The following is a 26,526-nucleotide window of genomic DNA, read 5'->3' on the forward strand; positions in this document are numbered from 1 at the left end:
ACCGACAGGCAGCCAGAACTTTCTGGCTGCCTGTCTTCAGAAGCTTCAACCCTTACTCAATTCGTCATCAAGTTTCGTTGCTCGCTTGAAAGCGGGGCGCTTCTCAATGCGTTCAACATAACGTTTGAATGAGTCGCGCTCCTCCAGCGTTTTGAACTGCATGCCCCAGCTAATATGACTACCAACGTATACATCTGCCGCGGTAAACTGCTCGCCACAAATGTAAGGTCCTTTAGAAACGGCTAATTCAAGAGCTTTCAGAACATCGTCGTGACTACCAGAGCCAACCATTTGCAGGTTATCTTCAAGGTTCCAGCCACAGGCTTTGGCGCTGTTGGCCATTTCCACCGGGCCGGCCGCAAAGAATAACCAACGGTAGTAAGTTCCCCGTTCCGGGCTGTCCAGCGGTGGGGCTAAGTTTTTTTCCGGAAACTGATCGGCAAGGTAGGCACAAATCGCCGCGGTTTCCGTAACAACCAAATCGCCGTGTTGTATTGCCGGAACCTTCCCTAACGGATTAACTTTCAGATACTCGGGTGTTTTCATCTCGCCATTGTAGTTAAGTACTTTGACCGTATACGGCTCGCCAACCTCTTCCAGCATACGGCGAACAACGCGTGCTCGAGACTCAGGGTTAGTATAGAAAACGATTTCTTTGTTGTTTTTAGACATATTTTCTTTCATAGCTTAGCTCCTTTTTATTATGGGTTTTATTTCTGATAAGAACTATATTGGCTATATAGGTCATAATTAGGCCTATATAAAAATATTTATCTAAATTTATTTTCATCGCCTTTTATCAGGAAAATTATGACCGGCCCAACAACACGAGTACTCGCCTTACTGGAGTTATTGCAGTCCCACAAGCGCTTGAACGGTACTGAAATTGCAGAAATGCTAGGCGTGGATAAACGCACAGTCAGGCGCTATATCAGTGCGCTTGAGGAGTTGGGTATTCCGGTTACCACAGAGCATGGCCCACATGGAGGCTATATGCTGGTTGCCGGTTTTAAGTTGCCGCCGATGATGTTTACTCATGAAGAAACGCTGGCGCTTTCGCTAGGCTTGTTGGCAGCGAAAACTCTTCAACTAACCGATGCATCGCCGGCGTTGACCAGCGTTCAGGCGAAACTTGAGCGCGTTATGCCAGAGCATATTCAGGCAAGAGCTCGTTCCATTACTCAGCATACAAACCTGTTATTGCCCGACTCTGGGCTGCCGCAGGAGCAGTCGTTATTAATGCCGTTAATGGAAGCCATAGAGAGCCAGCGGCGGGTACAAGTTGTGTATGTGGGCAAAGCTGAGCCCGGGCAGCAGCGCGAGCTAGATCCATACGGTATGTTCTATAGGCCAGGGCACTGGTATATAGGCGGATTCTGCCATTTGCGCCGAGCGCTCCGTACCTTTCGATTAGACCGTTTAGCCGAAGTGACATTACTTAAAGCGACCTTTGAAAGGCCTTTAAACTACAACGCCGCCGAACAGTTCAAACAAAGCCTGTGTGCTATGCCAGGCAACCTGAAGGTGCGAGTTTTATTACATACCGACCTGGACACAGCGACCCGCGAGCTAGGCACAAGCGCCAGTATTTTAACCCAGGAAGACAACGCGATATTTATTGAAACCGTGGTAGACAGCACAGATTGGTTTGCCTGGTGGCTGGTTCGCTTACCTTTCGACTTCACCATTATAAGCCCCGACAGCTTGAAACAAGCCTTGCGGCGACGCGCCGAGCAGCTTATGGGTTATTGTTAGTGGTACATGCGCGGTTTGCAGCACTGGACATTGCAGCGGATATTCCCTAAAATCCACGCCTGCTCTGAAGACTCCTAACTACGCGCCCGTAGCTCAGCTGGATAGAGCGCCGCCCTCCGGAGGCGGAGGTCACAGGTTCGACTCCTGTCGGGCGCGCCATCTTTTGAAGTTCTCGCATTGATAGTAACTACTAACTAAATTTCTCTTGTGTCCAAACTGGTGATCTTAGGGGTGCGGCATAGTTATTTTGATCTCTACCTCCTCCTTTTTTATATCAAGCAAAAAGGCCCTATTCTCAAAAGCAGTAACTTCGTTAGTCATCTACAGTAAAATTTTTCTACGATGTCTTTTTTTGTCGTATTTATGAATTAACTGCCAAAGTCATTTCCCGTACATTGGGCCTGTGGAGGAGAGCAATGACAGTTCATCAAGTATTTTTTATCGCAAATGGTTTCCAGGCATTGGACTTATTCGGTCCGCTGGATGCTTTTATGGAAACAAACTCGTTTGTACCTAACGCATATAAAGCCAGCTTATTGGGCTTACAAAAAGGTACGGTGAAAACTGTTTATGGGCAGCAGATGGAAGCTGATTTGTGCTTAGATGACGAGTTTGAACTAGACGACCTGGTCATTTGCGGTGGGAACGGTATGCGTACGCTTTCTTTAAGCGTAAAGCAGCTTGAACAACTGCGTAAAATCGCCAGTAAAGCAAAGCGAGTGTTCAGTATTTGTACCGGTGCGTTTATCCTTGCGCAGCTGTTTCCAGAGCGGACTCTTACGATGACTTCTCATTGGCGGCACTGCAACGACTTGGCGCGTCGCAACCCCGAAATTGATATCCAAAGTGAGCCCCTTTTTGTGAATAGCGGCCACGTGTGGTCGTCGGCAGGAGTACTGTCCGGGGTTGATTTAGCGCTTGCTATCATTCGCCAAGACCATGGTAATGCAATCGCCGCTAAGGTAGCAAAAGAGTTGGTCGTATATGTCCAGCGTGCAGGGTCGCAGAACCAATATTCCGACATGTTACAGCTGCAATCGGGCGAGAGTCTCAAGCTCTCTCCTCTTCTTGACTGGCTCGCTAAAAATGTAGACAGGCCGATAAGAGTTAGTGATATGGCAAGCTTTATTAATCTTAGCGAGAGGCAGATTACTCGTATTTTCAAAGAACACCTGAACTGCACGCCAAGCTCTTTTTTTAAAAAGCTAAAGCTTAACTACGCTCGGGATTTGTTGGGCAATGAAAACATCAGTGTAGAGCAGGTCGCTTACCGTATTGGCTTTAACAGCTACGATAGTTTCCGTAGGGCATTTTATCGACAGTTCTCTGTTTCACCATCAACTTTCACAAAAGGAATTCACTCGTGAAGAAATTACTCAACCTGATGTGCCTATTTGCGATTTTGTGCTCTCAGGCTGTTGCATTGCCCAAGCATCAAGTGACGGAATGGGAAGAAGATATTGATTTTTACGTTGAGCAGGTGAAAACCAAACACATTAAGCCATTCCATACGCTATCTGAAAAAGAATTTGATCTGCGGATTGCAACATTAAAGGCAGAACTCGACACCCTTTCCGAAGTTCAAATAGAAACTAGGTTAATGGGTCTAACATCTTCGCTAAGTGACGGGCATAGTAATTATTTCATGATGTCAGGCCCTCACCGTCATTTCCCTTTGCGGTTTAAGTACTTTGGCGATGAGCTGCGGATAATTGCGGCAGCTGAAGATTATGAGCATCTACTGGGCAGTGAGCTGGTTAGCATCAATGGCGTGCCGACATCAGGCTTGTACAAGCGACTCAAACACTATCTTGCCGGAGTAGATAATGAATTTAGTGAAAAAGTCAGTTTTGAATTTCATCTGACCTTAGCTAAGCTTTTGACTGGTTTGGGAATTGTAGCCGATGGGGAGGAAGCTGAGTTTGTCACTAGAAGCGGTAGCTCACTTTCGACGCATTATATGGAGCCAATTTCGATGGAATTATTTGGCCAAATAGAACCTCCTTATCAAGCACGTAAACCCGCTTTGGCCATGAAGGACATAGCTATGCCGGGGATACAGCTCGATATAGTCAATGAAACCACCGCATATTTTCGCTTTCGGCGCTATCCTGACTTAGAGGATGTGCTTGATAATTGTGCTGCCCTGCAGTCAAAGCTTGAATCCAGCAATGCTCGGCACCTGATCATTGATTTCCGTGGTAACGGTGGTGGTAATTTTTACACGGGACTCGCTTTTTCATCTTGCCTGTTGCCACTGAAGCAATTTGACTGGCTTACTGGCGCTATTCTGCTGACAGATGGACACACTTTTTCAGCAGCTATGAGCAATGTTGTGCAATTTAAACAACTTTTTAATGCAACGATAATAGGTGAACCTACCGGCGGAGACCCAAACACTTTTTCTGAAAGTTACCGTTTTGAATTACCTAATTCTAAACGGAAGCTGAGCCTGTCAATTCGCTACTATCCCTTTTTAGAAAAGCCAACGGACGCGGTGTATCCTGAGGAGTTGGTTACCCAGTCCTGGGCAGAGTATGAAGAAGGCTTAGATATAGTTTTAATGAGGGCGTTGGAACATTTTTAGTTACCGATATAGTGAGTAAAACTGTAATACCCCGGGCACCATTGACACTCTGACGCCTCAAAATCAGTCCCTGTTGAATAACTTCGGCATAAGTTTTACTCTCTCAATTCCCAACGGCCTGAATTACTTACCACCCTATGGACAATTCTATACTGCTGACCCCTCTGCTGGTTGTGGACTTATTCAGTCGCTTTGCCGCTGTAGGCGTGCTATTCAGTTTGCTGCTGAACATCTGTCATCGTGCCGAGCCAAAAATAGCCTTGAGTTATGGGTTTCTGGTAGTTTGTTGTATCGCTTATCTGCTACTCACCGCACCGATAGCTAATCACCACTATGGCTGGCTGCGTCCTCCGCTGCTATTGCTCACAGATCTCACCCCGCTGGTGTTGCTGAACCTTTACTGGTTGCATACTAGAAGCAAATTAATTCTGTCCGCTGTGCCACGGTTGGTACAGCTGTTCGTCATTGTGTGGCTGCTATGGGTGAGTTACTTCTTCTTGTTTGAGGTTGGCAGGGGAATCTATCACGACCTGCATCACGTGTTGGGCTTGTCGATACTGGTATACACTCTTATCGATGCAATTAGAGGCTTTGAAGATGATCTAGTTGAAAGGCGCCGGAGACTTAGGTTGATTATGATCACCGCCATCAGCTTTTATATGGTGATCTTAACGCTGGTTGAGTTGAGTCAGTCGAACTTGAAGGATTACTGGCTTTTCAGTCTTGGCAATGCAATTACGGCGTTGCTGGTGAGTATTTATTTTACCTGGGGATATATCCAGACCTCAAAAGGCGTATCAACGAAGTCGCCGTCTGCGCCGAACAATTCTAGTGCAGCGCAGGAAGCTACTCATATTGAGGATAACCCCCTAGTTACAGTGCTTTCTGAAACCATGAACCGTGGTTTTTACACTCAGAATGGTTTGTCCATAAATCAGTTGGCAAGTGAATTGAAGGTACCGGCGCATCAGATGCGCAAGATAATCAATTCTGAAATGGGTTTTGATAACTTCACTCAGTTCGTGAATAGCTATCGCATACCGGCCGTACGTGAAGCTTTGTCGGATCCAAACCGTGCCAGAGAATCCATACTTACCATTGCGTTGGAAGCTGGGTTTAATTCTATTGCGCCTTTTAACCGCGCCTTCAAACAACAAATGAGCATGACTCCCCGTGAATATCGTGATCGATTTCAAAAATGATCATAAGTTTTCAGTATCAATAAGACATGAGCTTCTGATCTGTCTAGTTTCCTGAACCATCGTCAATTGAATGTTCAGGAGCATGCAATGCGCAAACTTGCCTTATTCACTGTTATTCTTATCGCTAGCTACATAATGTTCGCACCCGTTTATCAGTTTTATGCTCACCGGGGAGAGGCTCCAATGCCGCCGTGGGGCTATGTGACAATTCCAGTGGAAAGCCCCAGCTTTTCCGAGGTAGAAGATGACCGATACATACAAGCCGCAGAGAACGCGACAGACATACTCAAAGCGAATCGACAGAATATCAATAGTCCGGGGATTTCAGCGGCGGTTGCTATAGAAGGTAAGCTGGTTTGGGCGGGAGGCGCAGGCTGGGCCGATATAGAGGCTGACAAGCCGGTTAGCAAACAAACGCAGTTTCGTATCGGCAGTACCTCAAAAGCCCTTACGTCGACATTGTTGGCGCGTCTGGTGCAGGAAAATAATCTGGGTTTAGACACGCCTTTGGGCTCCTTCGATGTGGGCAACCTGAATCCGAACTGGAAAACGATTACTGCGCGGCAACTGGCCTCGCATATGGCGGGACTTCCCCATTACGGTGACAGTACGGAATGGACAGGACTCTACCGGTTTATGACTCTCAACACCCGTTATGAGGATGTACTGGATGCCGTCCATTTATTTGACGACAGCGAGCTGTTATTTGCTCCTGGCGAAGACTTCAGTTATTCCAGCTTAGGCACAGTGTTACTCAGCGCAGTAATACAGGAAGCCGGTAACGCCCCTTATCAGAAATTGATGCAAACCGAAGTATTTACGCCCCTCGGCATGGAGCAAACTTATCCCGAGCCGCCGATAAGTGAAACCACGGCAGATATGGCTCGCTTTTACTGGCGAAGTGACGAGTCGAAGCCTATTGTCAGACCATGGCGGAATGTGGATCTGAGTCATCGCCTAGCCGGAGGTGGTTTTATTTCAACGCCTTCAGATTTGGTTAAGTTAGGGATGGGATTTATCGATAATGGATTTATTTCGGCGGACGTTCGAAAGCAATTCTGGACAGTACAGACGCTCAACAACGGAGAAGAGAATGAGCAGCACTATGCCATTGGCTGGCGCGTGCCCGCATACGATTACGGTGAGGGTATCGGGGAATTGATGATTGCCAATCATGGTGGCGTGTCCCGAGGCTCACAAAGCTGGTTGATGGTTATCCCTCAATACAACATGGCAGTAGCGGTCAATATTAACGCCAAGACAGAGAACTTTTGGGATTTCGGCAGCGTTTCTACGGAACTTGCCCGGACTTTTATAAAGGCTCAGCAACAATTTCAGCCGAAATAAACTGGTATTTTCTCTGAATAGATTAGGCAGTCACGCTGGTATTCTGCATTGACTGCCTTTGCTCCTCATTCTTTACCAAATTTTCCGGCTATCCGCCCTGTTTACTAATTTACTTATTAAGTAAGCAACTAAGAAAAAAGCAGATGTCGCAAAAATGTCTGGATGTATAATCCAGGTTACCAGTCCTAGCAACACGCTTAAGTACTCGACCCAAACGAGCTTATTTCTTCTATTGACGCCAAACAAACTTAATTTGAACCAGACCGGTTGTTGCTTCCAGTATTTAGATTCTTTATCAATCACAGTAATTTCCTCTGTTAGCTTCGACACATCGATTTCGAACACAGAGGCCAGTGATTTAAGAGATTCCATACTTGCTTTATTACCGCTTTCTATACGTTGAATTGTTCTTACACTCAAGCCTGACATTATCGCTAATTGCTCTTGAGACCAATTCTTACGCTCTCGCAATTTTTTAATCATTTAAATTCTCCTGGTATCTGTATTCAGGCTCAATGATGAAGCAACAACGTCGGTGTCGGTCACGAAATATACACGACAGACGGACGACACTAACTGTAGTGGCCAAGAGAAGCTAACCACAGGTTTACGGTCTTCCTGTCCCTTTAGTTTGACTAATGCATTATTCACGTCGATAATTAACGTGTATAAATTATATTGTAAACCAAAAGAGCATCACATGTTAAATCATGAAGCAGGCAAAACGCTAAAGCAAAAACTTCCTCTCGGTATGATAGCAACGAAGCGTTGGCTACAAGAGCAGGGCTTGAGTTTGCACTATATCGACAACTCCGTCCGACGAGGAGCCTTAATCGTTGCTACGCCCGGGGTCTATTATCGCGAAGAAGCTTACCCAACCTGGCAAGGTGTTGTGGTTTCACTGCAGCGAATGGCGACGTTCCCGGTCAATGTGGGTGGCCTGACCGCTCTAGAGTTAAATGGTGTAAGCCATTACGTAAATCAAAGTGGAAAACCTACGATTGGTCTATATTGTCCTGAGAAGCTGCCTGCATGGGTTGATAAAACTGGTGTGGAAGCTACTTTCGAATGGCACGGAACGAAGCGATTGTGGCCAGAATCATTAATGTGCGACCAACGCGTTCTCCGTCATTATGGATGGTCAAAAGGTCTGCCGGAAATAACGTATTCGTGTGTTGAAAAAGCCTATCTGGAAGTGCTCAACGAGGTGCCTAAGCACGTCAGTTTCGAGCATGCTGACGCGCTTCTTCAGGGGTTACATAACTTGTCACCTCGTAAGTTGGATACGCTGTTAAAAGGCTGCCTTAATGTAAAAGTGAAACGGTTATTTTTTTGGTTAGCGGAGCGTAATCAACAGCCTTGGTTTAAATACTTGAGGCCAGAGGAATACGATTTAGGGTCAGGTAAGAGAGTCGTAGCGGTAGATGGGCGTCTGGAAAGCAAATGGCAAATCACGGTACCCAAGGAGATGTAAATTATCATGGATACTGGAGCAAATAGGTAAGAAGCTCACAGCCGAAATTCAGAATGTGACTGTCATACGCTCATTTGAAGTTAAAGAGGAGAGGGCGTTTCTTTTGACGTTTAAATCACGCTAACCGGATTGGTCATTACTCGGGCTTGATGGTATTGATCGGCTACCGGCGGTTAGCTGGAAGCTGAAAAAACTTGGAAAACTTTCGTTGACCTTAGATCCGATTTTGGATAGCTAAGTACGGGGAAGTTTTCATGTGTAAGATGAATAGAGTATCTATTTTATACGCGAATGCGTATAAATGTAAAGTTATACGCACTCGCGTATATATCTTGACTTATACGGAGTTGCGTATAATACTGGTTTCATACGAATTTGCGTATAAGAGAGGATGTAATGAAAATTACTGATCCCAAAGCATTATCGATCTACCTACGGGATGAACGAAGACATCGCGGCCTGAGTCAAGCTAAGGTTGGTGATTTAGTCGGACTTAGGCAGGGGACGGTCTCTAAGTTTGAATCAATGCCAGAGAAAATGCAGCTCGATACGTTGTTTCGCTTGCTGTCCGCTTTAGAGCTCGAGCTGGCAGTGAAACCTAAAGGCACCGTTCTGAAGAAGAACGTTGATTCGTCAACGCCTGGTGATGAATGGACTGAGGAGTGGTAATGAATACGCTCGACGTCTATATGAACGGCTACCGCGTAGGTCACCTGAGTCGAAATGATTCCGGCGCTCACACATTTCGTTATGATGAGATGTGGATTGATAAAGAGGGTGCACGGCCAATCTCTTTGTCTATGCCCTTACGCCATGACGCTTATTCAGGGCGCGAGGTTATTAACTTTTTTGATAACCTGCTGCCTGACAATGAGGAAGTTAGAGACCGGATTGTTGCCCGTTATCAAGCCGACTCCGATCAAGCATTTGATCTACTGGCGGCTATTGGGAAAGATAGTGTTGGTGCATTGCAGTTCGTCCCGGCAGGAGAAAAACCAGGGAATATTCGTGAACTGCGTTATGAAAAACTCACCGAAGAGAAGTTAGAACGTGTTTTAAAAGGCTACCAGTCCAAGGCACCTTTGGGCATGCTTCGGGAGTTGGATGATTTTAGAATATCAATTGCTGGGGCTCAGGAAAAAACAGCCCTGTTAAAAATAGATGGTGCATGGTGTATTCCAAATGGAAACACGCCGACTACTCATATCGTTAAACTTCCGATTGGTAAGATTCAAAGCCACGATCACACAATCGATTTAAGTGACAGCGTCGAAAATGAAATGCTCTGCTTAAAAATTGCACGAGCATTCGGTTTTGAAGCACCGGATTGTGAGGTAATTATCACACCAAATGTTAAAGCCCTCGCCATTGAGCGTTTTGATCGCACATATTCAAGTGATCACTCCTGGTTAATGCGACTCCCTCAAGAAGACTATTGCCAGGTGCTTGGCCTACCATCTGCACGAAAGTACGAATCGGATAATGGGCCATCGATTGCCAGTATTATGAAGCATCTTCAGGGGTCTGCTGAATCTACGTATGACCGTGAGGTTTTTATGGGGGCACAGGTTCTTTTCTTTCTATTAGGCGCGACTGATGGGCACGCAAAGAATTTCTCTGTACATATTGAGCCTTATGGGGCTTTCCGTTTAACGCCTTTGTACGACATTATTTCTGCTTATACTGCTGTGGGTGGAACAGGCCTCAATATTCGCGACTTGAAACTTGCGATGAGCTTGCGGGGGACGGGGGGTAAAAAGTGGAACATCTATCAAATTTTTAAGCGTCATTTTTTAAACGCGGCGAAAGAAGCTGAATTCAGTCCGACCAGAATGAGTGAAATTATCACTGGCCTTTGTGATCAGGTTGATGATGTTATTGAACGAGTAAAAGACGATTTACCCAATGATTTCCCGACAAGGGTTTCGACACCAATCTTTGATGGCATGCAAGAGCGTAAACGCCGACTACTCATCGAATTGTAGTGGTCACTGACCACGAGTTTAGCGGATACTTTCTGGGCGCTACTTTTTGACTTTTAGCCTAAATTTGTTGATATAAGCTATTGATGGTCCCCAAGATCTCTACGATTTTCCTAAGTAAGGCGTAAGGAACTGAGCCACCATTTCAGCACACAGGCCGACCTCAACTTTTATGCCTCCCGCTCTCAGTATTTCTGCTCCTTTACCATTGTTTCTTACGTCCGGGTCAAGCATGGCTATAACCACATGTTTTATACCCGAAGCGAGAAGCGTGCTCGCGCACGCAGCGGTTCTTCCGACAAAAGAACAAGGCTCGAGCGTAACGTAGGCAGTCACCTCGTTGAGGTCACCTGAATGAGCATTTAAAGCCTCTACTTCGGCATGACTTCCGCCAATGGCCTGCGTAAAGCCTTTGGATACTATCTGGTCATTTTTAACCAGTACACATCCGACAGGAGGGTTCGGTTCACAGTGGGGAAGCGCTTGTTTGGAAATTTTCAAAGCTTCCAGCATGAATTTTTCAGACATTTGAAACCTTCAAATTCAGTTTAAAAGACCGCTTTACTTAAGAGTTCCGTCATTAACAGCGGCCTCAAGTTTACCGCGCATGACAGACCAAAGCTCTTTGCTGCCGCTCTCAATCCGTTGGTTTACGGAAAACACCTTATCTTTCGTAATTCCATGTGCCTTCCAGCTGTGCCCGTCACCATGAATATTATGAAGCAGGGGTGGTACCCTATCTATCGCTTTTGCAAACCGGGCGTCTGGAGTTTCACCCGCTTCGAATTCATACCATAACCCCATGAACTCATGTTCCATGCCATCGGGCAAAATGCTCAGAATTCGTTTAATACCGGCTGCTTCCTCGCCTTTTAACTCGTTCGTTTCGCTGGCATAGATAATGGTGTCACCAGCGTCTATTTCACCAAGGTCGTGAATAAGGAGCATCTTGATAACGCGCTCGATATTTACCGGCTCATTGGCAAAATCTTTTAGCATCAAAGCGGAGAGACAAACGTGCCAACTGTGCTCCGCTGAGTTTTCGTAGCGTTCAAATCCCACAGGTTTCGTTTTGCGCTGCACGCCTTTTAGTTTTTCTATCTCAATTATGAAATTTAGGATTTCTTCTATTTTTTTCATTTTGTCACCTAATTGCCTTATGGTGCATGATAGCACCTCTAATTAGGTGACAAAATTAGTTAGCCACCGCACTTTGACTGCGATAGGTGTGAATTGCTTAGCTCTACTCACCGTAATGCCAATACGGTGGCGAGCCAAAAACTTCCACGAAGTAGTCAATTACTGCTCTTACATTGAGCGGTGGGTGCCGGGAGTCAGGATAAATAGCTGCAATGTATTGCGGTGTTGTTCTTATGGCTGTAGGGCGGTCTTTAAGTAGTTTCACTAGTCTGCCATTTTTCAGGTAGTCGCCAATTAGCCAGTCCGGGAAAAGCACAATACCTGTACTATTTAATGCAGAGGTGAGCAGAGTATCTGCGTTATTAGAAGCTAAAATAGGGGTGATTGCCTGTTGGTGCCAGTTGCCATCCGGTTCTTTGAAAAGCCAGCGGTTTGGTCCTGATGTTCCGCTATAGACCAAACAATTATGCTGAGTTAGATCTTCTGGAGTGTGAGGTTCGCCGTGTGTTTTCACATATTCCGGACTGGCTGCCAGATGATAAGTCTGGTTCCCTAAAACTCGCGCATGTAGTGACGAATCATTCAGAGTATCAATTCGAAAAATAACATCCGCAGGCTCCAGGTGCGGGTCAACGTAGTCGTCGGTTAGAGTGAGTTCAACACGAAGTTTAGGATGGCGCAGAAACAGTTCTGGTAACCAGGGTGCAATATGTCGTTGTCCGAAATAAACCGGCGCATTGATTCTGACTATACCTTCCGGCTCATCCTTTCTATCTTGCAGTTTATTGCGCACATCAAGAAATTGTTCCTTGGTTTCGCGAGCAAACTCAATGAATATGCGAGCTGACTCGGTTGGCATAATCGCCCGGGTATTTCGATAAAACAGCTGCTGGCCTAACGAATCTTCTAACTGCTGAATTACCCGCGAAACCATAGAGGGTGACACACCTTCCCGCCGAGCCACGACTGAGAAGCTTTTGCTGTCATATACGTCGATAAAAAACTGAAGTGCTCTGAGGTTTATTGCGTTAATTGAGTTCATTTGTGCAGAATTTGCAAAGGAGTTTAGTGAACTTTCCCATTTTTCGGTTGCTGAGTCTAGGGTAGGCTGCTGTTCTTGAAAAGTAAGAGGTAGCTTATGCAAATTATTATAGTTTTATTAACGGTACTTGCTGGCATGGGCCTTTCAGTTGAGGCTGGGCTGCTTGGACCGCTTGGCTCACAGGTTGGAAAGCTCTGGGCGACATTAAGTATTTTTGGAGTCGGCGCTGCGCTGACCTTCCTTCTCATGCTGTTTTTCAGTCCTCGCAATAGTCCTTCGTTCTCATCACAACCCGCGTGGACACTTACAGGGGGCTTGCTAGGTCCGGTGTATGTAGTTGCACTGACTCTGACCGTTCCGGTCATTGGCATTGCCATGACTATGATCGGAATCTTGGTCGGGCAAATTACCAAGAGCTTTATTATCGACCACTATGGTTTGTTTGGTACGCCATCTCGTAAAGTCGATGGTAGGCGCTTCATTGCACTTTTTTTTATTGTTGTCGCACTCGTTCTCATGGCGCTGGATTAAGGAAGTATTATGACATTATTAATGATTATTATCGCCATTGTGGGCGGTGCTGCACTGAGTATTCAGGCTGCCGTAAACGGTGAGCTTGGCAGTAAAGTTGGTGTTTTTAAAAGTGCTTTTTTGACTTTCTTGCTGGGCGCCATTATTACCGGGTTGCTCATTTTCTATTTCGAACCCAGCTACGCGATGACGCTAGCAGATGTTCCGAAATGGCAATTACTCGGTGCTTTATGTGGCGTTCCTTATATTGTCATTATGGTACTTGCAGTACAGAAGATAGGAACCGCGGTCGCGACTGTGGCGGTTATTTTTGGTCAACTCGCGATGAGTGTTTTAATTGACACCCTTGGTTGGTTTGATAACTCAGAAGTTACTCTCTCGGCCTCTCGAATTGGTGCCGTGCTTTGCCTGGGCGTTGCTCTGTTTTTCATACACTCGAGTATTAAGAACGAGAAAAAGCAACTGGCTTAGGGGGTCGGCGCGTTTCGACCAGGCAGGCCGTTACAGCGCATCAAAATAGCTGCGTAATACCCAGCAAAATAGCGTAGCGGCCAGCTTTACTAATGAAAACCAGAATCAAAAATTGCCAGAAGGTTAATCGCAGCATACCGGCTATAAAGGTGAGAGGGTCACCAATGAAGGGTGCCCAGGCCATCAGCAGCGACCACTTACCAAAGCGTTCAAACCAGCGATGACCACGGGCAAGAGATTTTGGTTTGAACGGGAACCAGCGGCGATCCTGATACCGTACCAAAAAACGACCCAGAACATAGTTGACCACTGACCCCAGCGTATTACCGATTGAGGCCAGCCACCAGATTATCCAGACATCGTAATCCATGCGCTGGGCTGCCACGACCACAAACTCAGACTGAGCTGGCAGTATTGTGGCGGCCAGAAACGCTGTTAGAAATATACTTAAGTACATAAAACCCTATTACGCGGCACAGCTTATAACGGATGTCATCAGCGTACTGGAAATAATGTGTTAATAATTGGATTTCACCTACTATTGGCTATTAAAATTTAAAATCTACCGTAGACTGAAATACTTAGTCGGTTCGTTTACTGAAGGTAATCATTATGGTTATTGATCTGCTGTTACTGCTTTTAGGTGTGGTGCTGTTAACTTTCGGTGGTGAAGCGCTCATTCGTGGTTCGTTGGCTGCGGCCAAGCGCTTCGGCATTTCGCCGTTGCTCAGCGGTCTGGTCATTGTTGGCTTTGGTACCTCCTCTCCGGAATTGGTGGTTTCTATTGACGCAGCTATGACTGGTCAACCTGATATTGCCATTGGTAACGTGGTCGGCAGCAATATCGGTAATATTCTCCTTATTCTGGGTGTTTGTGCGGTTATTATGCCAATGGCCGTTCAGCCTTTGGCGCTGCGCCGCGACGCCGTTACTGTGGTCGGTGCATCGGTACTATTTCTGGTATTAGTAGGTGGCAGTGCCCTCGGACGCACCGATGCCTTTATCCTTCTGATTGCTTTGTTCGCTTATTTGATCTGGGCTTACCGCTCTGAGCGTCAGCATGCTGGACCATCTGCTGACATGCATAAAGCAGAAGCAGAGGAATTAACGGCAGTTCCGAAAACCTCACTGTGGATAGTTATGGCCGTTCTGATTGGGCTGGTTTTTCTAATCGGTGGCTCGCGTGTGATGCTTTCAGGGGCTATTGGACTGGCGGAATCCTTTGGCGTTTCCGAAGCGGTTATTGGTTTAACTCTGGTTGCTGTTGGTACATCCTTGCCGGAGCTCGCTGTGTCGGTAATGGCTGCGCTTCGTCGTCATGCTGACGTCGCTGTGGGTAATATTCTTGGCAGTAATATATTCAACCTGCTTGGTATTTTAGGCATCTCCGCGCTACTTCAGCCACTTCCGGTGCCCGAGCGTATTTTGCAGTTCGATCAATGGATGATGCTGGGTACAGCCGTAGTCCTACTACTGTTCCTGTACACCGGGCGTCGCCTCAGCCGAATGGAAGGCGGTGTATTGTTGGCCGGTTATGTGGCTTATGTGGGGTTAAGTTTTACTGCTTTTGCGTAATTTTTGACTACACTAAACAATGAACACTCATCAATAAAACAGAGAGGTACCTCAATGGCATTTGAAAAATGTCCAAAGTGTGAAGATCAGGTACTGGATAATAACTATAGCTGTCCGGCCTGTGGTTTTGTGAAGAGTGAAAAGTCGGAACAAGAGAACCAACCTGGCGAAAACAGCACGATTACCTCCGAGAACACATCGAAAAGTTTGCAGATACAAGGCGTGTTATCGCTCGTTATTCTTATCGTGGGTGTGCTCTGGTTCTTTTTAACCTCTGAGGAATCTCAGCAAAGTAACGAAATCAATGTGATACCTCTGGTTATGTTTATCGGCGGTCTTATCTGGTACATAGTGACGCGCTTTCGAATCTGGCGTTCGCACTCTTTATCACGCAGCTCAAAGCCTGATAATTCTTAATGACTGCGCGCGTGGGGCTGCTATCCGTTGAGATATCGTTAGATGCTTGCGAAGAGAAAGGAAGAAATACGAAGTTATTTGCGGTAATGGACATACATATCTCTAAGAGCCGTCTACACTTTAAAATAGCGTCATAATTGAATGATGCTGACAAACTCTTTAAGGAGTTGACAATGGATACGCAAAAAAATAAAGGTTCACAAACGCCAAACAAACCAGGCGAACAGAAGCAGGCAGCACCCGGTCAGCAAAAAGACCAAAAGCAATCTGAGCATGCACCTGCTAAAAAAGCGTAATTAATTACGCAATCCCGAGCCCAGTGTGATTTATGCTGGGCTTTTTTGTAGGAGCTAATAAAGTTTTTAGCACAGAAGTTCCCAAGCCTGAATCATCTCTTTCTTCGTGGAACCCCAGCGATCCCCGCCCAAAGCACCACTTTTCTGAATAATGCGGTGACACGGAATTAGCATGGCAACAGGGTTAGAGCCAACAGTATTAAAGATCCTTCTTCTTGCTAATAAGTACTTCTATTTTAAGTTATATTGTAGGCCTTAAAGCTATTTAGAAAATTAGGCACGTTCCGGCGACGTAATTAGAGGTTCTATTAATGCAACTAACAAAAAAAGCTGCAAACAAACGCCAGCACATTCTTGAAACGGGGTACCGGTTGGTACTCAAAAAAGGCTTTGCTGCTGTCGGATTGCAGGAAATTCTTAAGAGTTGTGGTATCCCCAAAGGTTCTTTCTATCATTACTTCCCATCTAAGGAAGCCTTTGGTTGTGAGTTGTTGAAAGAGTATACCGATGATTACGGATGTAAGTTTGATCAGCTGTTTACGGCATCGGGTAGTGGCCGAGACAATTTAATGCGTTACTGGGATGCCTGGATAGCTGACCCTGATGACCCGACACGTGGTTGGGCGGAAGAATGTCTGGTGGTGAAGCTTGCAGCTGAGGTTGCGGATATGTCTGAGACTATGCGGCAAATCCTGGATGATGGCGTGCAGCAGCTCATAGTAAAGATTGCGACTTTGATTGAGAATGGTCGTAATGACGGCTCGCTAGCTGACGGAGTTCAGCCCCTTCAATTGGCTCGGATGCTTTACCAGATGTGGATGGGTGCGGCATTGCTCGCTAAGTTAAGCCAGGACAAGGAACCACTGCATCAAGCGCGGAATTCAACTCTTCTAATGCTGGATTGCAGCGATATCAAGGATTAAAAGCCAGTTATCCGCCATACCCGGGTCCCCGGGTCATCACTCTGAATCGATTTGACAGAATTGCTCATTGTCCGCTACAGTTAAGAATAGACCGGTCGTCTATAGCGCGAGGCGTTAAAACACGTCGATCTAAAACCTGATTGGTTTAGAGAATTTACCAATGTTTATTTATAGACAATGAACGGGAGATAGAATGAGTAACCAAATTACTACGATCAATCCCTCTAACGGCGAACAGCTGAAAAGCTATACGAAAATGGATCTTGCCGAGGCCACTCAAATAATTGAGGAGAGCCACGCTGCATTTTTACAATGGCGTCTTGAGTCGCTGGAGCAGCGTGCTAAGAGTGTGAAAGCTATCGGTAAGGCTCTGCAGGAACACAAGGAAGAGTTTTCCGACCTTATGGTTAAAGAAATGGGCAAGCTGCCGGAACAGGCGCGTCAGGAAATCGACTTATGCGTGGGTATATGCGACTACACCGCTGAACATGGCCCAGAAGAGCTGGCCGATGAAGAACGCAAGCCAAGCAATGGTCAGCGCGGTATTGTCACTTATTCGCCAATTGGTATCGTCTACGGCATTCAGCCATGGAACTTTCCCGCTTATCAAGTCGTGCGCTATTCGATAGCTAATATCATGGCCGGCAACACTGTGCTGCTGAAACATGCTGAAAACGTTACCGGTAGCGGCTTGTTGCTGGAGAAAATTTATCGCGAAGCAGGACTACCCGAAAACGTGTTCCGCACGTTGGTAATTTCCCACGAGACTTCCGATGAAGTCATTGCTAACTCACTGGTACGTGGTGTAACTCTCACCGGGAGCGACGGCGCAGGACGTAAAGTGGCGACTCAGGCTGCTAAGCACCTCAAAAAGACGGTGCTGGAACTTGGCTCTAACGATGCGTACCTGGTGCTCGACGATGCCGACCTCGAGGTTGCGGTGGATACCTGCGTTATGGGACGGGTATTCAACACCGGACAGACTTGTGTGGCTGCCAAGCGGTTCGTGGTGACCGAGGCTAACTACGAGGCATTCAAAGAGCGCTATGTTGAGAAGATGAAAGCTCTGAAAGTTGGTGACCCTACGCAAAGCGATACGGATGTAGGCCCTATGGCCCGTGTTGATCTGCGAGACCAATTGCATAAACAGGTTGAAGAAAGCGTGAGTAAAGGCGCCCGCATACTTTGTGGCGGGGAGAAACCAGACGGCGAAGGCGCTTTTTATCCGGTGACCGTGCTGGAAAATGTCGAGCCGGGTCAGCCCGCTTATGATGACGAGCTGTTCGGCCCAGTTGCCGCATTGATTCGTGCTAAGGATGACGAAGACGCTATGCGCATAGCTAACGACAGCCGTTACGGCCTTGGTGGTGGTATTATCTCAAAAGATGTGCAGCGTGCCACTGAGTTGGCGAGCAAATACTTCGATACCGGTATGGTTTTCATAAACGGCTTCGGCGTTGCAACACCAGAGATGCCCTTTGGTGGCGTTAAGGACTCAGGCTACGGGCGTGAACATGGCGGCTTTGGCATGCATGAGTTTGTTAATGTTAAGGCAATCAACGTGGTTAAGGAGTAACTCCACGCAGGGTTAGCTTTTAACTTTCCGGCCACTCTTCAATGAGTGGCCGTTTATAAACTCTCTTATCGCTTTTTTCTGGTATCAACTACTGCTGGGTCTGATTTAACGCCTGAATAGCAAAGCTGCCTAGCCAGTGACCACCTTCGTAGCTATCACCGATTAGATTAGGGTAGGAGTGCGCCATATGCTTATCGGCTATTTTGCGTAAATGCCTGTACTGCGGGTATTGGTTAGCCAGCGCATAAAGGTTCCAGGCGCGGCTAAAGTTTAATCCGTCCAGATGAACCAGTTTGCCATCGGTTCTGTCGCCAACTTCACCTACCGCCAGGCTGAATTCGGGATCAGCGAGTTGAGGCATAAAATCATCTAGCCAGATTAAAAACTGCTGCTTCGGCAGAACACGCTGCATTAGGCCAATTTCTTCCAGACACGGCGAAAGAAAGTCGTAGCCGCTTGGTTCCCAGCCTATGGGACAGTTTTTATCTTCCAGAAAATAGTCTTTCGCGCGTTTGGCAATTAACTGCTGTAGTTCGGTGTGCTGCTGGTTAACGGCATAGTCGTAGGCAAAACTTAAGCCAAAGGCTGTGTTGGTATGCTCGCCCACACGTACTGGGTAAACTAATCGAGGTAAGAAGTTGATATAGCGTTCAACGATTAAGTCGGCTAATGGCTGCAGATTATTGGCGAGCTCTTTCGCCATAGGGTCCTGCCATGAATGAAGCTCGTCAGAAAGCTTTAACAACCAGGCCCAACCATAAGTGCGCTCAAAGGAGTCATTAATATCTTTACTGAAAAAGTCGACTTCACGAGCCACTTTCTCGGCGGTTAAATTGCGTTTAAGGATGGCTTTGACTTCGTCCGCCTGTTCTAAGTTTGGAAACTGGCGCAGCAAAGTCACCATTGACCAATAACCATGAGCGGCGCTGTGCCAGTCAAAGCAGCCATAAAATACTGGGTGTATAACCGAAGGTTCTTTTAAATCTTCAGCACTACCCAAGGTTATTCCCGTTTTGTACGGATAAGGTGTCTCGACACAATGCAGTGGCAGGGTGACCAGCTTATTAGCCTCGGACAAAGTCAGGCTATGCGATGATGTGTGCTCGGTGTCGGCAGCCTGGGTGAACAGACTAACCGACATGAGTAGGGCGCTGCTTATAATGCCGCGAATATTCATAATGATGCCTTATATGATAGAGATAACACTGAGCTATCCGTTCTTCTGTAGGCCTGGGAAAAATTGTATTCCAGAGCCGTATTCTTTAAACGCTTAAAGATTCTGGTTGTCATGCGATCCAACTGAGGATGGTATTAAAATCTTACCTCGATCTAATCTAATTATACGATTTGCTCGTTCAATTGTAGAAGGACGGTGGCTAATTATTATTGTTGTACAGCCCTCCATAAGATGGTTTAGTGCGGTTTGTATAATATTTTCATTATTCTCATCAAGGGCACTTGTTGCCTCATCAAGAATTAAAATTTTAGCCTTTCTCAATAAAGCTCTGGCAATGGCTATGCGTTGTTTTTGCCCGCCAGATAACTGCATGCCTCGATCACCAAGATCAGTTTCATAGCCTTTAGGTAAAGCGCAAATAAAGTCATGTGCGTTTGCCTGTTTAGCTGCTTCTATGACCTCTTCATTACTTACTAAGCGGTCGGGTATTGCATAACGAATATTATCGGCTATCGATCCTGAAAATAAGCTTGGCTCTTGTTCAACGACGGCTATATTCTTTCGAATATTCGCCAAACTGATTTTTCTAGCGTCTATTCCATCAAACAATAGACTTCCAGAGTCGGGTTGATAGAATCCTAGAATCAAATTGGCAATAGTCGATTTACCAGCTCCAGAGGCTCCAACTAAAGCAACTCGCTCACCTTCCTTAATGTGTAAATTAAATGCATCTAATGCTTTTACATCGGGTCGCTCTGGATACATAAATGATATGTTTTTAAATTCGATTTCACCTCGAAAAACGATAGAATCTGAGGACTGAACATCACCGTCTTTCGTGTCATTGACTTTCAACAATTGAAATACTCGCTCTGTCGCCCCAACGGCCTTCATCCATTCGCCCCAGAACCAACTAACTCCTGTCGCAGACATGGCTACCATTGCCCCGTACAAAACGAAGCTTGTTAATCCGCCAATAGTCATCTCTCCAGATAAAACCAGTCGCCCTCCAAACCAAAGTGTAATTAATAACACCATATACTGAATAAATGTCGTGATACCTTGGTAGCCAGACAACAGCTTAGAACTAGACAAAGAAACTTTTTTCGCTTTCTCTGTGGCTTTTTCGTACTGTTTAATTGAATTTACTTGCTGATTAAATGTGTGAACTAGACGAATATTAGAGAAGTTCTCTTGTGCCATTTGATTGCAATTGGCTAGTTCTTCCTGTACTACTCTTGATTTTTCTTTAAGGTGTTTACCAGTAAAGCGAGCAGCAAGAAAAGACAAAGGAATTATAACAATCATTAATAAGCTTAGTGTAGGTGAAAGAATAAAGAGAAAAGCAACTCCACCAATACAGGTTATAAGCGAACGCAAACCGATTGCTAATCCCATAGTCATGGTGTCTTTTAGTATATCAACGTCGACAGACAGTCGGTTACTTAAGTCTCCGATACGATTCCGATCAAAAAAAGCTATGTTTTGAGAAATGATAGTTTGATACAAGCGTTGGCGAATTGAAGTGACAATAACAGTGCCTGCAGATTCAAATAAATATATACGAAGTGCTGTTGCAACTGCATGGAGAACCAAAACAAATATCATGATAATAGCGACAATTGTGAGCCAGTTATTATCATTCGCTTTGACAGAGTTATCAATGAAGTAAGCTATGGCGGTGGGAATGCTTAATTGTATAACAATTGTGACTATCATCATTATAAAACCAAGGGTCAATCGTCCGAAAGATGGTTTTAAAAATAATAGAGGCTTTACTAGGTAGCGTCGGAATATTCTATTCATGATGTTCAGCTTTGTTCTGTTTTAATATATTTTCCATCTGTTCAATAAAGCTGTTCCAATTGTCATCACCAATCATTCCGCTAGCCTGAAGTTCTTTTTTATGATCGATAAGTAAATAGAATGGCGATGCCGTTCTTGGATTTAGTGTCCTAATTATTTCTTTATCTATTGAAATAGCTTTGTTGATAAGGGGACTTTCAGAAAGGAAGCTATCTTTTGCAGAAACATTATCCACTAAATTGATCCAAAGAGAAACGTCGACTTTTTCGACTGCAGGTAACAAAAACTCTAACTGTGGAACTTTGCTACGACATAATCCGCATTTCTCAGATAAAAATACAATAACACTAGAGTTATTTTCTAGAGCTACTATCTGATTTCCATTTATTAGTCGGGCTTTAAAATCCTCAATAATATACCCTGGAGGTAGTGTTAATGGAGGAGCATCTTGTTTCTCTTTGTTTAGTAATCTAACGTATTTAAATAGGTGTAAGGTAAGTGATAAATTTAGAATTACAGATAGAATTAAACTAAATAAAATTAAGTGTAATAAAAAATAATCCATTAGCTAACCCTGTTAAAATTTATACGAAGGATAGAAGCTATTAAAGGGAGGTTGATTAAAAATTGAACCCAAATAAGCGAGCAGCCAATTACGAGCAGCTTAAGGTTGTAAGGCATGCTTAGGCCTGGGTTATAGTAGAATGCGACAACTAAACATAAACCCAAAATTATAGTATTTCTAATCAAATCCCACCAATTAACCGGATCTTCACTTCTACCGAAACAGTTACATTGTATAATTCTATTTTTTAGTAGGTTAAACAAGAGAAAAACAGAGAAAGCGAGAAATAGAAAAAACGTAGCAATGGATATAATAAAAGCATTTTCTGGCAAAGTTAGAAAAAATATAGCTAAAGCAAATTCTATTGCTATAACGCTAAATGCAAGGATTAAAGTTAACGAGTGTGGCATGTCAATTGAAGAGATTAAGGTTTCACGGAACTGTTTTACGTCGCTAAGTTTTCCGATAGCGCCTATTAAGAGTATTATTGTTACAATATACTTGGATAACAGTGCTATATAACTCATTGTTGGTGTGACTCTTTCCAATCGGCAGATATGTTGTTCTGGTTACGCCAACGACTCATCTGGCAATCTGAAATAGCTATAATGGCGTCGCACCAACTAGCCGTATCGCCGTTTCCTGGCCCTAAAATGCTACGAATTCTCTCAACTAGACGCCAAGCTAGCTCTTCAACAGTGTCGTCTCGCGATACATTTAGACCAAGCTGCAATAATTCTTCCCCGCATATTGCGTAACTATGCGAGTGATAACCATAAATTAAATTATTAACGATTGACGCACGAAACTCAGTAGTTTGCTTGGGTAATGAGAGAGTTAGAAGTTGCATTCCGATCTCCTCAAGCTCTCTTGTCGCACGGTAAAATGATGTCAAAGTTGTAGGAAAAATTCCTTGGCCTATCTGTTGTACGGCCTGAACGCTGGCCTCAGCGTCATTTAATTCAAACCAGTCGCTCATCACTTGGCGAAATAAACGAACATCCTGAGAAGAAATACTTACAGGTGTACTGTGCTCATCTGAACCTTGGCTTTGGAGTTGGGGATCTATGGGTGAAAAAATGGCGGTTGAATTAGCAATAATTTCGTCTCCCGCTAAGCATAGTAACGTCGCTGACGATTCACAGTAATGAGGTACTATAAAAGTCAAATGTTCACAGTACTCTCTTAAAATCATTGCCAGGCGGCGTACGCCATTAACAACACCTCCGCGGCTATAAATTAAAACGTCAAGTCTTTTGACTTTGTCGAGTGAGCGTAATACGCGATAAAGTTCTGGTAACAGTTCAATCTCTAAATTACTGGCGGCAAGCACCAGAACTCGGCTGTTGCGGGTTTTCTCTAACTCAAGTATCGATTCGTTGCTTAACATTCCAACCCTTTTATTAAGCTGTCTGCCAATGTTTCCATCATGTTTAATTCGGGCACTAATTGTTCAACAAACCAAAATTGGCCTCCCGGATTATTCTCCAGGAAGATGTACTCATTATCGTGAGTGACTAGAAAATCAAGTGCGCCGAAAACGAGTCCGTAACTTTTTAAAAATTGTAAACAGCGGTGCTTTATTTCGGCAGGTAAGTCCATTTCTTGATAAGGGATACTCACGCTAAAGTCGCGGTAATCCACTCGTGTTCTTGCATCCGTTTGAGAGTCAATTCGTGCCGCGAAAACGTTGTCTTCAATTACCGTTACGCGAACTTCAAAAGCTTTGTCGATGTACGACTGAAAATAACAAGGCAGTTGCGCTACGGCATCAAGTTCGCTTAAGTCCCCGTCTACAATTGTAGTTCTTAGACCATCAACTTCTCGGTTTTCTGAGGTGATTTTTTCCGCCCCTAGAAGAGGGGAGGATAATGTTTTGAAAACTATCTCACTTGTTGAACTGTTTTTAAAATCTTTTGCTCTGCTAGGGCTATTAGTAATAATTGATGGTGGAATCAGAAAGCCCACATCAACTGCACGCTTCATTTGTTCGCCTTTATATGAAGCATGACGATTGGCTAGTGGATGATTTATCCAGTAACAATCCAAGCCGTAGAATAGGCCAAACAGTGTATGATTAGTTTCTTCCTGAGAAAAAGCTCTTTCTTGTTCACTTAGTTGCTCGTCTAGATAAGAAAACTCGGCACTTTTTCTTAACCAGGCGGCGCCTATTTCCGCGATAGCAACCGAATCTCCGGTTATCAGATCTCTAATTTCACCAGTCCAGTCGCCATCATTGAATTGATGAAAAATTTCGTAATCCCGAGGAAAGGCGTCTAGTTTTAAGAAAAAAGGGGTATGCCCTTTTCGTTCTAATATTGGGGTTAGAATGTCAACGTGGAGGTCATAAGAATGACTGATAATAAGTATTCGTTTTTGACTCATCAAAAGCTCTTATTATTATTTTTTAAATTGTATAAAAAGCCCCAGAAATTACTGGGGCTTTTAAAGGCGTTTTTAGCAATACATACCATTATCGCTGTATCGGACAAGGAATCGTCCTGAAGGATCGGTACAGCCTGCAATAGCGACACCTTCACGAGCCTTAAATTGTTCGGGCTTAGATTTGACCTGATTAGCTTGCTTTTTCGCCAGTTTAAATGCGAACAGTTTCTTGTTGTTTTCCATTGGATCTATTTCCTATTGATTATGTATGGATTAAAAACTACAAGAAGCCTTTGTACTATCGAACTCCGCAAAGCCTTCAGTTTACGAATAGCAAACAAAAAACAAAAATGCAACAATTTATCTAGTGTTATGGCAATACTATAAAAGCAAAAAAGCCCAACAACATTGTTGCCGGGCTTCCGGATTGGTTTACTAATTGTACAAATTAATTAGCTTTTGAGTTCGCCCGATGCTGACTCGATATGAGCGCGGACAAACCACTGGTATTGCTCAAGTTCGGCGAGTTGGCCGGTGAGCATGTCTTCCGAAACAGGGTCTAGTTCAGCGAGCTTATTGAGCGCGTCTCTGTGGTCTTTATTTACACCGTTGTACACTTTATCAAGCGCAACCAAATGTTCAGTTACCAAGCCTCTGCCTATCGAATAGTCTTTCCATGAACGGCGGTCCACAATTGACTGAGGGGTACCGGCGGGTACGCCGCCTAAAGTCGCAATACGCTCTGCGATGGTATCGGTCATTTCACGAATGCTATCAACCTGCGGGTCCAGCATTTCATGTACGCCAATAAAGTTTGGACCAACTACGTTCCAGTGAACATGTTTAAGCGTCAGTTGAAGGTCAAGCAGTGCGACCAGACGGTCGTCGAGCAGCGCTATAGTGTCTTGGGCAGATTCGTTTTTAATCCCAGGGGCGGTGAATTCAGCTGTTTTATCACTTGTATTCATTATTCCTCCTGTTATTTGTTCATCACCCCTTTATACGCGTAAACTGACTTAATGGATCTCGGTGCTTAATAAGCAAAGGCGGCCACCGTATAGAGTGACCGCCTTTGCTTGAGGTGCGAAAAACTTATTGCCTAGTAGCGTTCAAGCCAGTGCGCATAAGGTGCAGGTAATACCCAGGAAGGCTTCTCGACACGCAGTGCTTTGGCGGCGTCGTAAGGCCAGTGAGGGTTCTCCAGATGAGCACGACCCACCATGACCAAATCCAGTTGCCCTTGTGCAATGGTGTGTTCTGCCAGTTGAGGTAAATCAATGCCCCAGGCGGAAGCCACTGGAATATCTGCTTCTTTACGAATGCGCTCCGCAATAGGTGCCATAAAGCCTGGGCCCCAGGGAATGTTGGCGTTTGGTGTCGAGAAACTGATACTGACATTTAAAAAGTCCAGCCCCTCAGCTTTTAGCAACTGAGTCAGCTTAACGGACTCTTGCATTTGCTGTTCGTCATTGCCATCAAATTCAATCACGCCGAAGCGCGCGGTTAGCGGGAAGTTATCTGGCCATACTTGTTTTACCGCACGAACTGTCTCTACCAGGAACCGGGCACGGTTCTCAAACGAGCCACCGTATTCGTCAGTACGCTGGTTCGCATGAGGGGAGAAAAAGCTCTGTCCTAAGTAGCCGTGAGCAAAGTGCAGTTCAAGCCATTCAAATCCTAAGTCACGAGCTCGTTCCGCAGCGGAAACAAAGTCGTTTTGCACGCGTTTTATGTCATCCAGCGACATTTCTTTAGGTTCGCGAGGCAGGTTTGCACCAAAAGCGATAGGAGAAGGCGATATTGGCTGCCAGCCTCTAGTCTCATTTTCAGCTATGTGGTCGTCACCGTCCCACGGACGGTTTGCGCTGGCTTTGCGTCCGGCATGACCAATTTGAATACCGGCGACAGCACCTGCTTTTTTGATATTCTCCACAACAGGCGCAAAAGCTTGTGCCTGCTCGTCGTTCCATAGACCGGTGCAGTTAGGGGTAATGCGCCCTTCAGGTGAAACCGCGGTGGCTTCGACAATGACTAAGCCAGCACCGCCTCGCGCCAGGCTGGTGTAATGGCTTAAATGCCAGTCGTTAACGACACCGTCTTCAGCCATATATTGGCACATTGGGGGAACGGCAATGCGGTTACGCAAACGGACGTCTTTTAACTCGAACGGTTGAAATAGTGCGGACACCTTAAGTACTCCTGTTAATTACTGCACTTGCTGTAAAAGCAATTTTGAAGCACCTATACTAGCTCGGGCACTCGTTTGAGATAATTA

The 26,526-nt window shown here is 45.2% G+C and carries 29 protein-coding genes, 1 tRNA gene and 2 pseudogenes; 16 read left to right on the top strand and 16 right to left on the bottom strand.

Translation table 11 applies throughout. From position 1 onward, the window contains the following. Positions 1-45: 45 nt before the first annotated feature. Entirely contained in the window at positions 46-684 is a 639-nt protein-coding gene (locus ACN0TF_RS06070) for a glutathione S-transferase family protein (RefSeq protein ID WP_417441188.1), read from the bottom strand. 126 nt (positions 685-810) lie between these two features. Here ACN0TF_RS06070 and ACN0TF_RS06075 point away from each other — a divergent pair, with 126 nt between their 5' ends. The 6 genes from ACN0TF_RS06075 to ACN0TF_RS06100 all read left to right on the top strand — a co-directional run bounded on the left by ACN0TF_RS06075 (position 811) and on the right by ACN0TF_RS06100 (position 6,891). Further along, complete coding sequence (locus ACN0TF_RS06075; RefSeq protein ID WP_417441189.1) at positions 811-1,755, top strand: helix-turn-helix transcriptional regulator; 945 nt, start codon at positions 811-813, stop codon at positions 1,753-1,755. A gap of 82 nt (positions 1,756-1,837) precedes the next feature. Next, positions 1,838-1,914 (top strand) — tRNA-Arg (locus ACN0TF_RS06080). Positions 1,915-2,171: 257 nt separating this feature from the next. Next, positions 2,172-3,122, top strand: a complete 951-nt coding sequence (locus tag ACN0TF_RS06085) for a GlxA family transcriptional regulator (protein ID WP_417441190.1) — start codon at positions 2,172-2,174, stop codon at positions 3,120-3,122. Beyond that, positions 3,119-4,342 carry a peptidase S41 gene (locus ACN0TF_RS06090; RefSeq protein ID WP_417441191.1) on the top strand — a complete coding sequence of 408 codons (1,224 nt, stop codon included), beginning with the start codon at positions 3,119-3,121 and terminating at the stop codon, positions 4,340-4,342. Before ACN0TF_RS06085 ends, ACN0TF_RS06090 begins: the two co-directional genes overlap by 4 nt. A gap of 137 nt (positions 4,343-4,479) precedes the next feature. After that, positions 4,480-5,544: a helix-turn-helix domain-containing protein gene (locus ACN0TF_RS06095; protein WP_417441192.1), complete on the top strand. Its 1,065-nt coding sequence runs from the start codon at positions 4,480-4,482 to the stop codon at positions 5,542-5,544. An 87-nt stretch (positions 5,545-5,631) separates the two neighbouring features. Next, a complete protein-coding gene (locus ACN0TF_RS06100; RefSeq protein WP_417441193.1) occupies positions 5,632-6,891 on the top strand; it encodes a serine hydrolase domain-containing protein in 1,260 nt (419 codons plus the stop codon). A 72-nt stretch (positions 6,892-6,963) separates the two neighbouring features. Here the strand turns inward: ACN0TF_RS06100 and ACN0TF_RS06105 are convergent, their stop codons facing one another. Continuing rightward, positions 6,964-7,374: a helix-turn-helix domain-containing protein gene (locus ACN0TF_RS06105; RefSeq protein WP_417441194.1), complete on the bottom strand. Its 411-nt coding sequence runs from the start codon at positions 7,372-7,374 to the stop codon at positions 6,964-6,966. Positions 7,375-7,591: 217 nt separating this feature from the next. On the opposite strand from ACN0TF_RS06105, the gene ACN0TF_RS06110 reads away from it, so the two are divergent. The 3 genes from ACN0TF_RS06110 (at position 7,592) to ACN0TF_RS06120 (ending at position 10,350) form a co-directional block, all read left to right on the top strand. Continuing rightward, positions 7,592-8,365, top strand: coding sequence for a type IV toxin-antitoxin system AbiEi family antitoxin domain-containing protein (locus ACN0TF_RS06110; RefSeq protein ID WP_417441195.1), 774 nt, complete (start codon positions 7,592-7,594; stop codon positions 8,363-8,365). Positions 8,366-8,761: 396 nt separating this feature from the next. Beyond that, the gene (locus ACN0TF_RS06115; protein WP_417441196.1) at positions 8,762-9,034 is read left to right on the top strand and encodes a helix-turn-helix domain-containing protein; all 273 of its coding nucleotides are present in this window, start codon (positions 8,762-8,764) and stop codon (positions 9,032-9,034) included. Then, the gene (locus tag ACN0TF_RS06120; protein WP_417441197.1) at positions 9,034-10,350 is read left to right on the top strand and encodes a type II toxin-antitoxin system HipA family toxin; all 1,317 of its coding nucleotides are present in this window, start codon (positions 9,034-9,036) and stop codon (positions 10,348-10,350) included. Before ACN0TF_RS06115 ends, ACN0TF_RS06120 begins: the two co-directional genes overlap by 1 nt. A 99-nt stretch (positions 10,351-10,449) precedes the next feature. Here ACN0TF_RS06120 and ACN0TF_RS06125 read toward each other — a convergent pair whose 3' ends face one another. The 3 genes from ACN0TF_RS06125 to ACN0TF_RS06135 form a co-directional block, all read right to left on the bottom strand. Next, entirely contained in the window at positions 10,450-10,875 is a 426-nt protein-coding gene (locus ACN0TF_RS06125) for a bifunctional diaminohydroxyphosphoribosylaminopyrimidine deaminase/5-amino-6-(5-phosphoribosylamino)uracil reductase RibD (RefSeq protein WP_417441198.1), read from the bottom strand. Between the two features lie 33 nt (positions 10,876-10,908). Continuing rightward, positions 10,909-11,487: an HD domain-containing protein gene (locus tag ACN0TF_RS06130; RefSeq protein ID WP_417441199.1), complete on the bottom strand. Its 579-nt coding sequence runs from the start codon at positions 11,485-11,487 to the stop codon at positions 10,909-10,911. 103 nt (positions 11,488-11,590) lie between these two features. Continuing rightward, positions 11,591-12,529 carry a LysR substrate-binding domain-containing protein gene (locus ACN0TF_RS06135; RefSeq protein ID WP_417441200.1) on the bottom strand — a complete coding sequence of 313 codons (939 nt, stop codon included), beginning with the start codon at positions 12,527-12,529 and terminating at the stop codon, positions 11,591-11,593. A gap of 96 nt (positions 12,530-12,625) precedes the next feature. Between ACN0TF_RS06135 and ACN0TF_RS06140 the strand changes: the two genes are divergently transcribed. Continuing rightward, positions 12,626-13,060 (top strand): DMT family transporter, encoded by a 435-nt coding sequence (locus ACN0TF_RS06140; RefSeq protein ID WP_417441201.1) that lies wholly within the window; start codon positions 12,626-12,628, stop codon positions 13,058-13,060. A gap of 9 nt (positions 13,061-13,069) precedes the next feature. Next, on the top strand, positions 13,070-13,531 hold the full coding sequence (locus tag ACN0TF_RS06145; protein WP_417441202.1) for a DMT family transporter: 462 nt from the start codon (positions 13,070-13,072) through the stop codon (positions 13,529-13,531). A 40-nt stretch (positions 13,532-13,571) separates the two neighbouring features. Here the strand turns inward: ACN0TF_RS06145 and ACN0TF_RS06150 are convergent, their stop codons facing one another. After that, positions 13,572-13,988 carry a YqaA family protein gene (locus ACN0TF_RS06150; protein WP_011233330.1) on the bottom strand — a complete coding sequence of 139 codons (417 nt, stop codon included), beginning with the start codon at positions 13,986-13,988 and terminating at the stop codon, positions 13,572-13,574. A 155-nt stretch (positions 13,989-14,143) separates the two neighbouring features. Here ACN0TF_RS06150 and ACN0TF_RS06155 point away from each other — a divergent pair, with 155 nt between their 5' ends. The 3 genes from ACN0TF_RS06155 to ACN0TF_RS06165 all read left to right on the top strand — a co-directional run bounded on the left by ACN0TF_RS06155 (position 14,144) and on the right by ACN0TF_RS06165 (position 15,819). Beyond that, complete coding sequence (locus tag ACN0TF_RS06155; protein WP_417441203.1) at positions 14,144-15,106, top strand: calcium/sodium antiporter; 963 nt, start codon at positions 14,144-14,146, stop codon at positions 15,104-15,106. A gap of 54 nt (positions 15,107-15,160) precedes the next feature. Further along, the gene (locus ACN0TF_RS06160; protein WP_417441204.1) at positions 15,161-15,523 is read left to right on the top strand and encodes a zinc ribbon domain-containing protein; all 363 of its coding nucleotides are present in this window, start codon (positions 15,161-15,163) and stop codon (positions 15,521-15,523) included. Between the two features lie 173 nt (positions 15,524-15,696). After that, the gene (locus tag ACN0TF_RS06165; protein ID WP_255801540.1) at positions 15,697-15,819 is read left to right on the top strand and encodes a hypothetical protein; all 123 of its coding nucleotides are present in this window, start codon (positions 15,697-15,699) and stop codon (positions 15,817-15,819) included. 66 nt (positions 15,820-15,885) lie between these two features. On the opposite strand, the pseudogene ACN0TF_RS06170 reads toward ACN0TF_RS06165, so the two are convergent. Beyond that, positions 15,886-16,023, bottom strand: a pseudogene (locus ACN0TF_RS06170) (MGMT family protein); the annotation flags it as partial. Positions 16,024-16,130: 107 nt separating this feature from the next. On the opposite strand from ACN0TF_RS06170, the gene ACN0TF_RS06175 reads away from it, so the two are divergent. Together ACN0TF_RS06175 and ACN0TF_RS06180 are read left to right on the top strand one after the other, a co-directional pair. After that, the gene (locus ACN0TF_RS06175) at positions 16,131-16,742 is read left to right on the top strand and encodes a TetR/AcrR family transcriptional regulator (protein WP_417441205.1); all 612 of its coding nucleotides are present in this window, start codon (positions 16,131-16,133) and stop codon (positions 16,740-16,742) included. 193 nt (positions 16,743-16,935) lie between these two features. Continuing rightward, entirely contained in the window at positions 16,936-18,318 is a 1,383-nt protein-coding gene (locus tag ACN0TF_RS06180; RefSeq protein ID WP_417441206.1) for an NAD-dependent succinate-semialdehyde dehydrogenase, read from the top strand. A gap of 88 nt (positions 18,319-18,406) precedes the next feature. Here the strand turns inward: ACN0TF_RS06180 and ACN0TF_RS06185 are convergent, their stop codons facing one another. From ACN0TF_RS06185 to ACN0TF_RS06225, 9 genes and pseudogenes are all read right to left on the bottom strand, one after another. Continuing rightward, entirely contained in the window at positions 18,407-19,495 is a 1,089-nt protein-coding gene (locus ACN0TF_RS06185) for a DUF2891 domain-containing protein (RefSeq protein ID WP_417441207.1), read from the bottom strand. A 93-nt stretch (positions 19,496-19,588) separates the two neighbouring features. After that, entirely contained in the window at positions 19,589-21,301 is a 1,713-nt protein-coding gene (locus ACN0TF_RS06190; protein ID WP_417441208.1) for an ABC transporter ATP-binding protein, read from the bottom strand. Beyond that, positions 21,294-21,866 (bottom strand): hypothetical protein, encoded by a 573-nt coding sequence (locus tag ACN0TF_RS06195; RefSeq protein ID WP_417441209.1) that lies wholly within the window; start codon positions 21,864-21,866, stop codon positions 21,294-21,296. The genes ACN0TF_RS06190 and ACN0TF_RS06195 overlap by 8 nt, the downstream gene beginning before the upstream one ends. Further along, complete coding sequence (locus tag ACN0TF_RS06200) at positions 21,866-22,393, bottom strand: MauE/DoxX family redox-associated membrane protein (RefSeq protein WP_417441210.1); 528 nt, start codon at positions 22,391-22,393, stop codon at positions 21,866-21,868. Before ACN0TF_RS06200 ends, ACN0TF_RS06195 begins: the two co-directional genes overlap by 1 nt. Beyond that, a complete protein-coding gene (locus ACN0TF_RS06205; protein ID WP_417441211.1) occupies positions 22,390-23,256 on the bottom strand; it encodes an SDH family Clp fold serine proteinase in 867 nt (288 codons plus the stop codon). Before ACN0TF_RS06205 ends, ACN0TF_RS06200 begins: the two co-directional genes overlap by 4 nt. Further along, positions 23,250-24,251, bottom strand: coding sequence for an MvdC/MvdD family ATP grasp protein (locus ACN0TF_RS06210; RefSeq protein ID WP_417441212.1), 1,002 nt, complete (start codon positions 24,249-24,251; stop codon positions 23,250-23,252). Before ACN0TF_RS06210 ends, ACN0TF_RS06205 begins: the two co-directional genes overlap by 7 nt. Positions 24,252-24,323: 72 nt before the next feature. Continuing rightward, a complete protein-coding gene (locus tag ACN0TF_RS06215; protein WP_253617286.1) occupies positions 24,324-24,494 on the bottom strand; it encodes a hypothetical protein in 171 nt (56 codons plus the stop codon). 209 nt (positions 24,495-24,703) lie between these two features. Next, positions 24,704-25,219: a DNA starvation/stationary phase protection protein Dps gene (gene dps, locus ACN0TF_RS06220; protein WP_417441213.1), complete on the bottom strand. Its 516-nt coding sequence runs from the start codon at positions 25,217-25,219 to the stop codon at positions 24,704-24,706. Positions 25,220-25,425: 206 nt separating this feature from the next. Beyond that, a pseudogene (locus tag ACN0TF_RS06225) lies at positions 25,426-26,439 on the bottom strand (NADH:flavin oxidoreductase/NADH oxidase); the annotation flags it as partial. Positions 26,440-26,526 lie beyond the last annotated feature (87 nt).

Source organism: Idiomarina sp. (assembly GCF_048265525.1).
Lineage (GTDB): Bacteria > Pseudomonadota > Gammaproteobacteria > Enterobacterales > Alteromonadaceae > Idiomarina.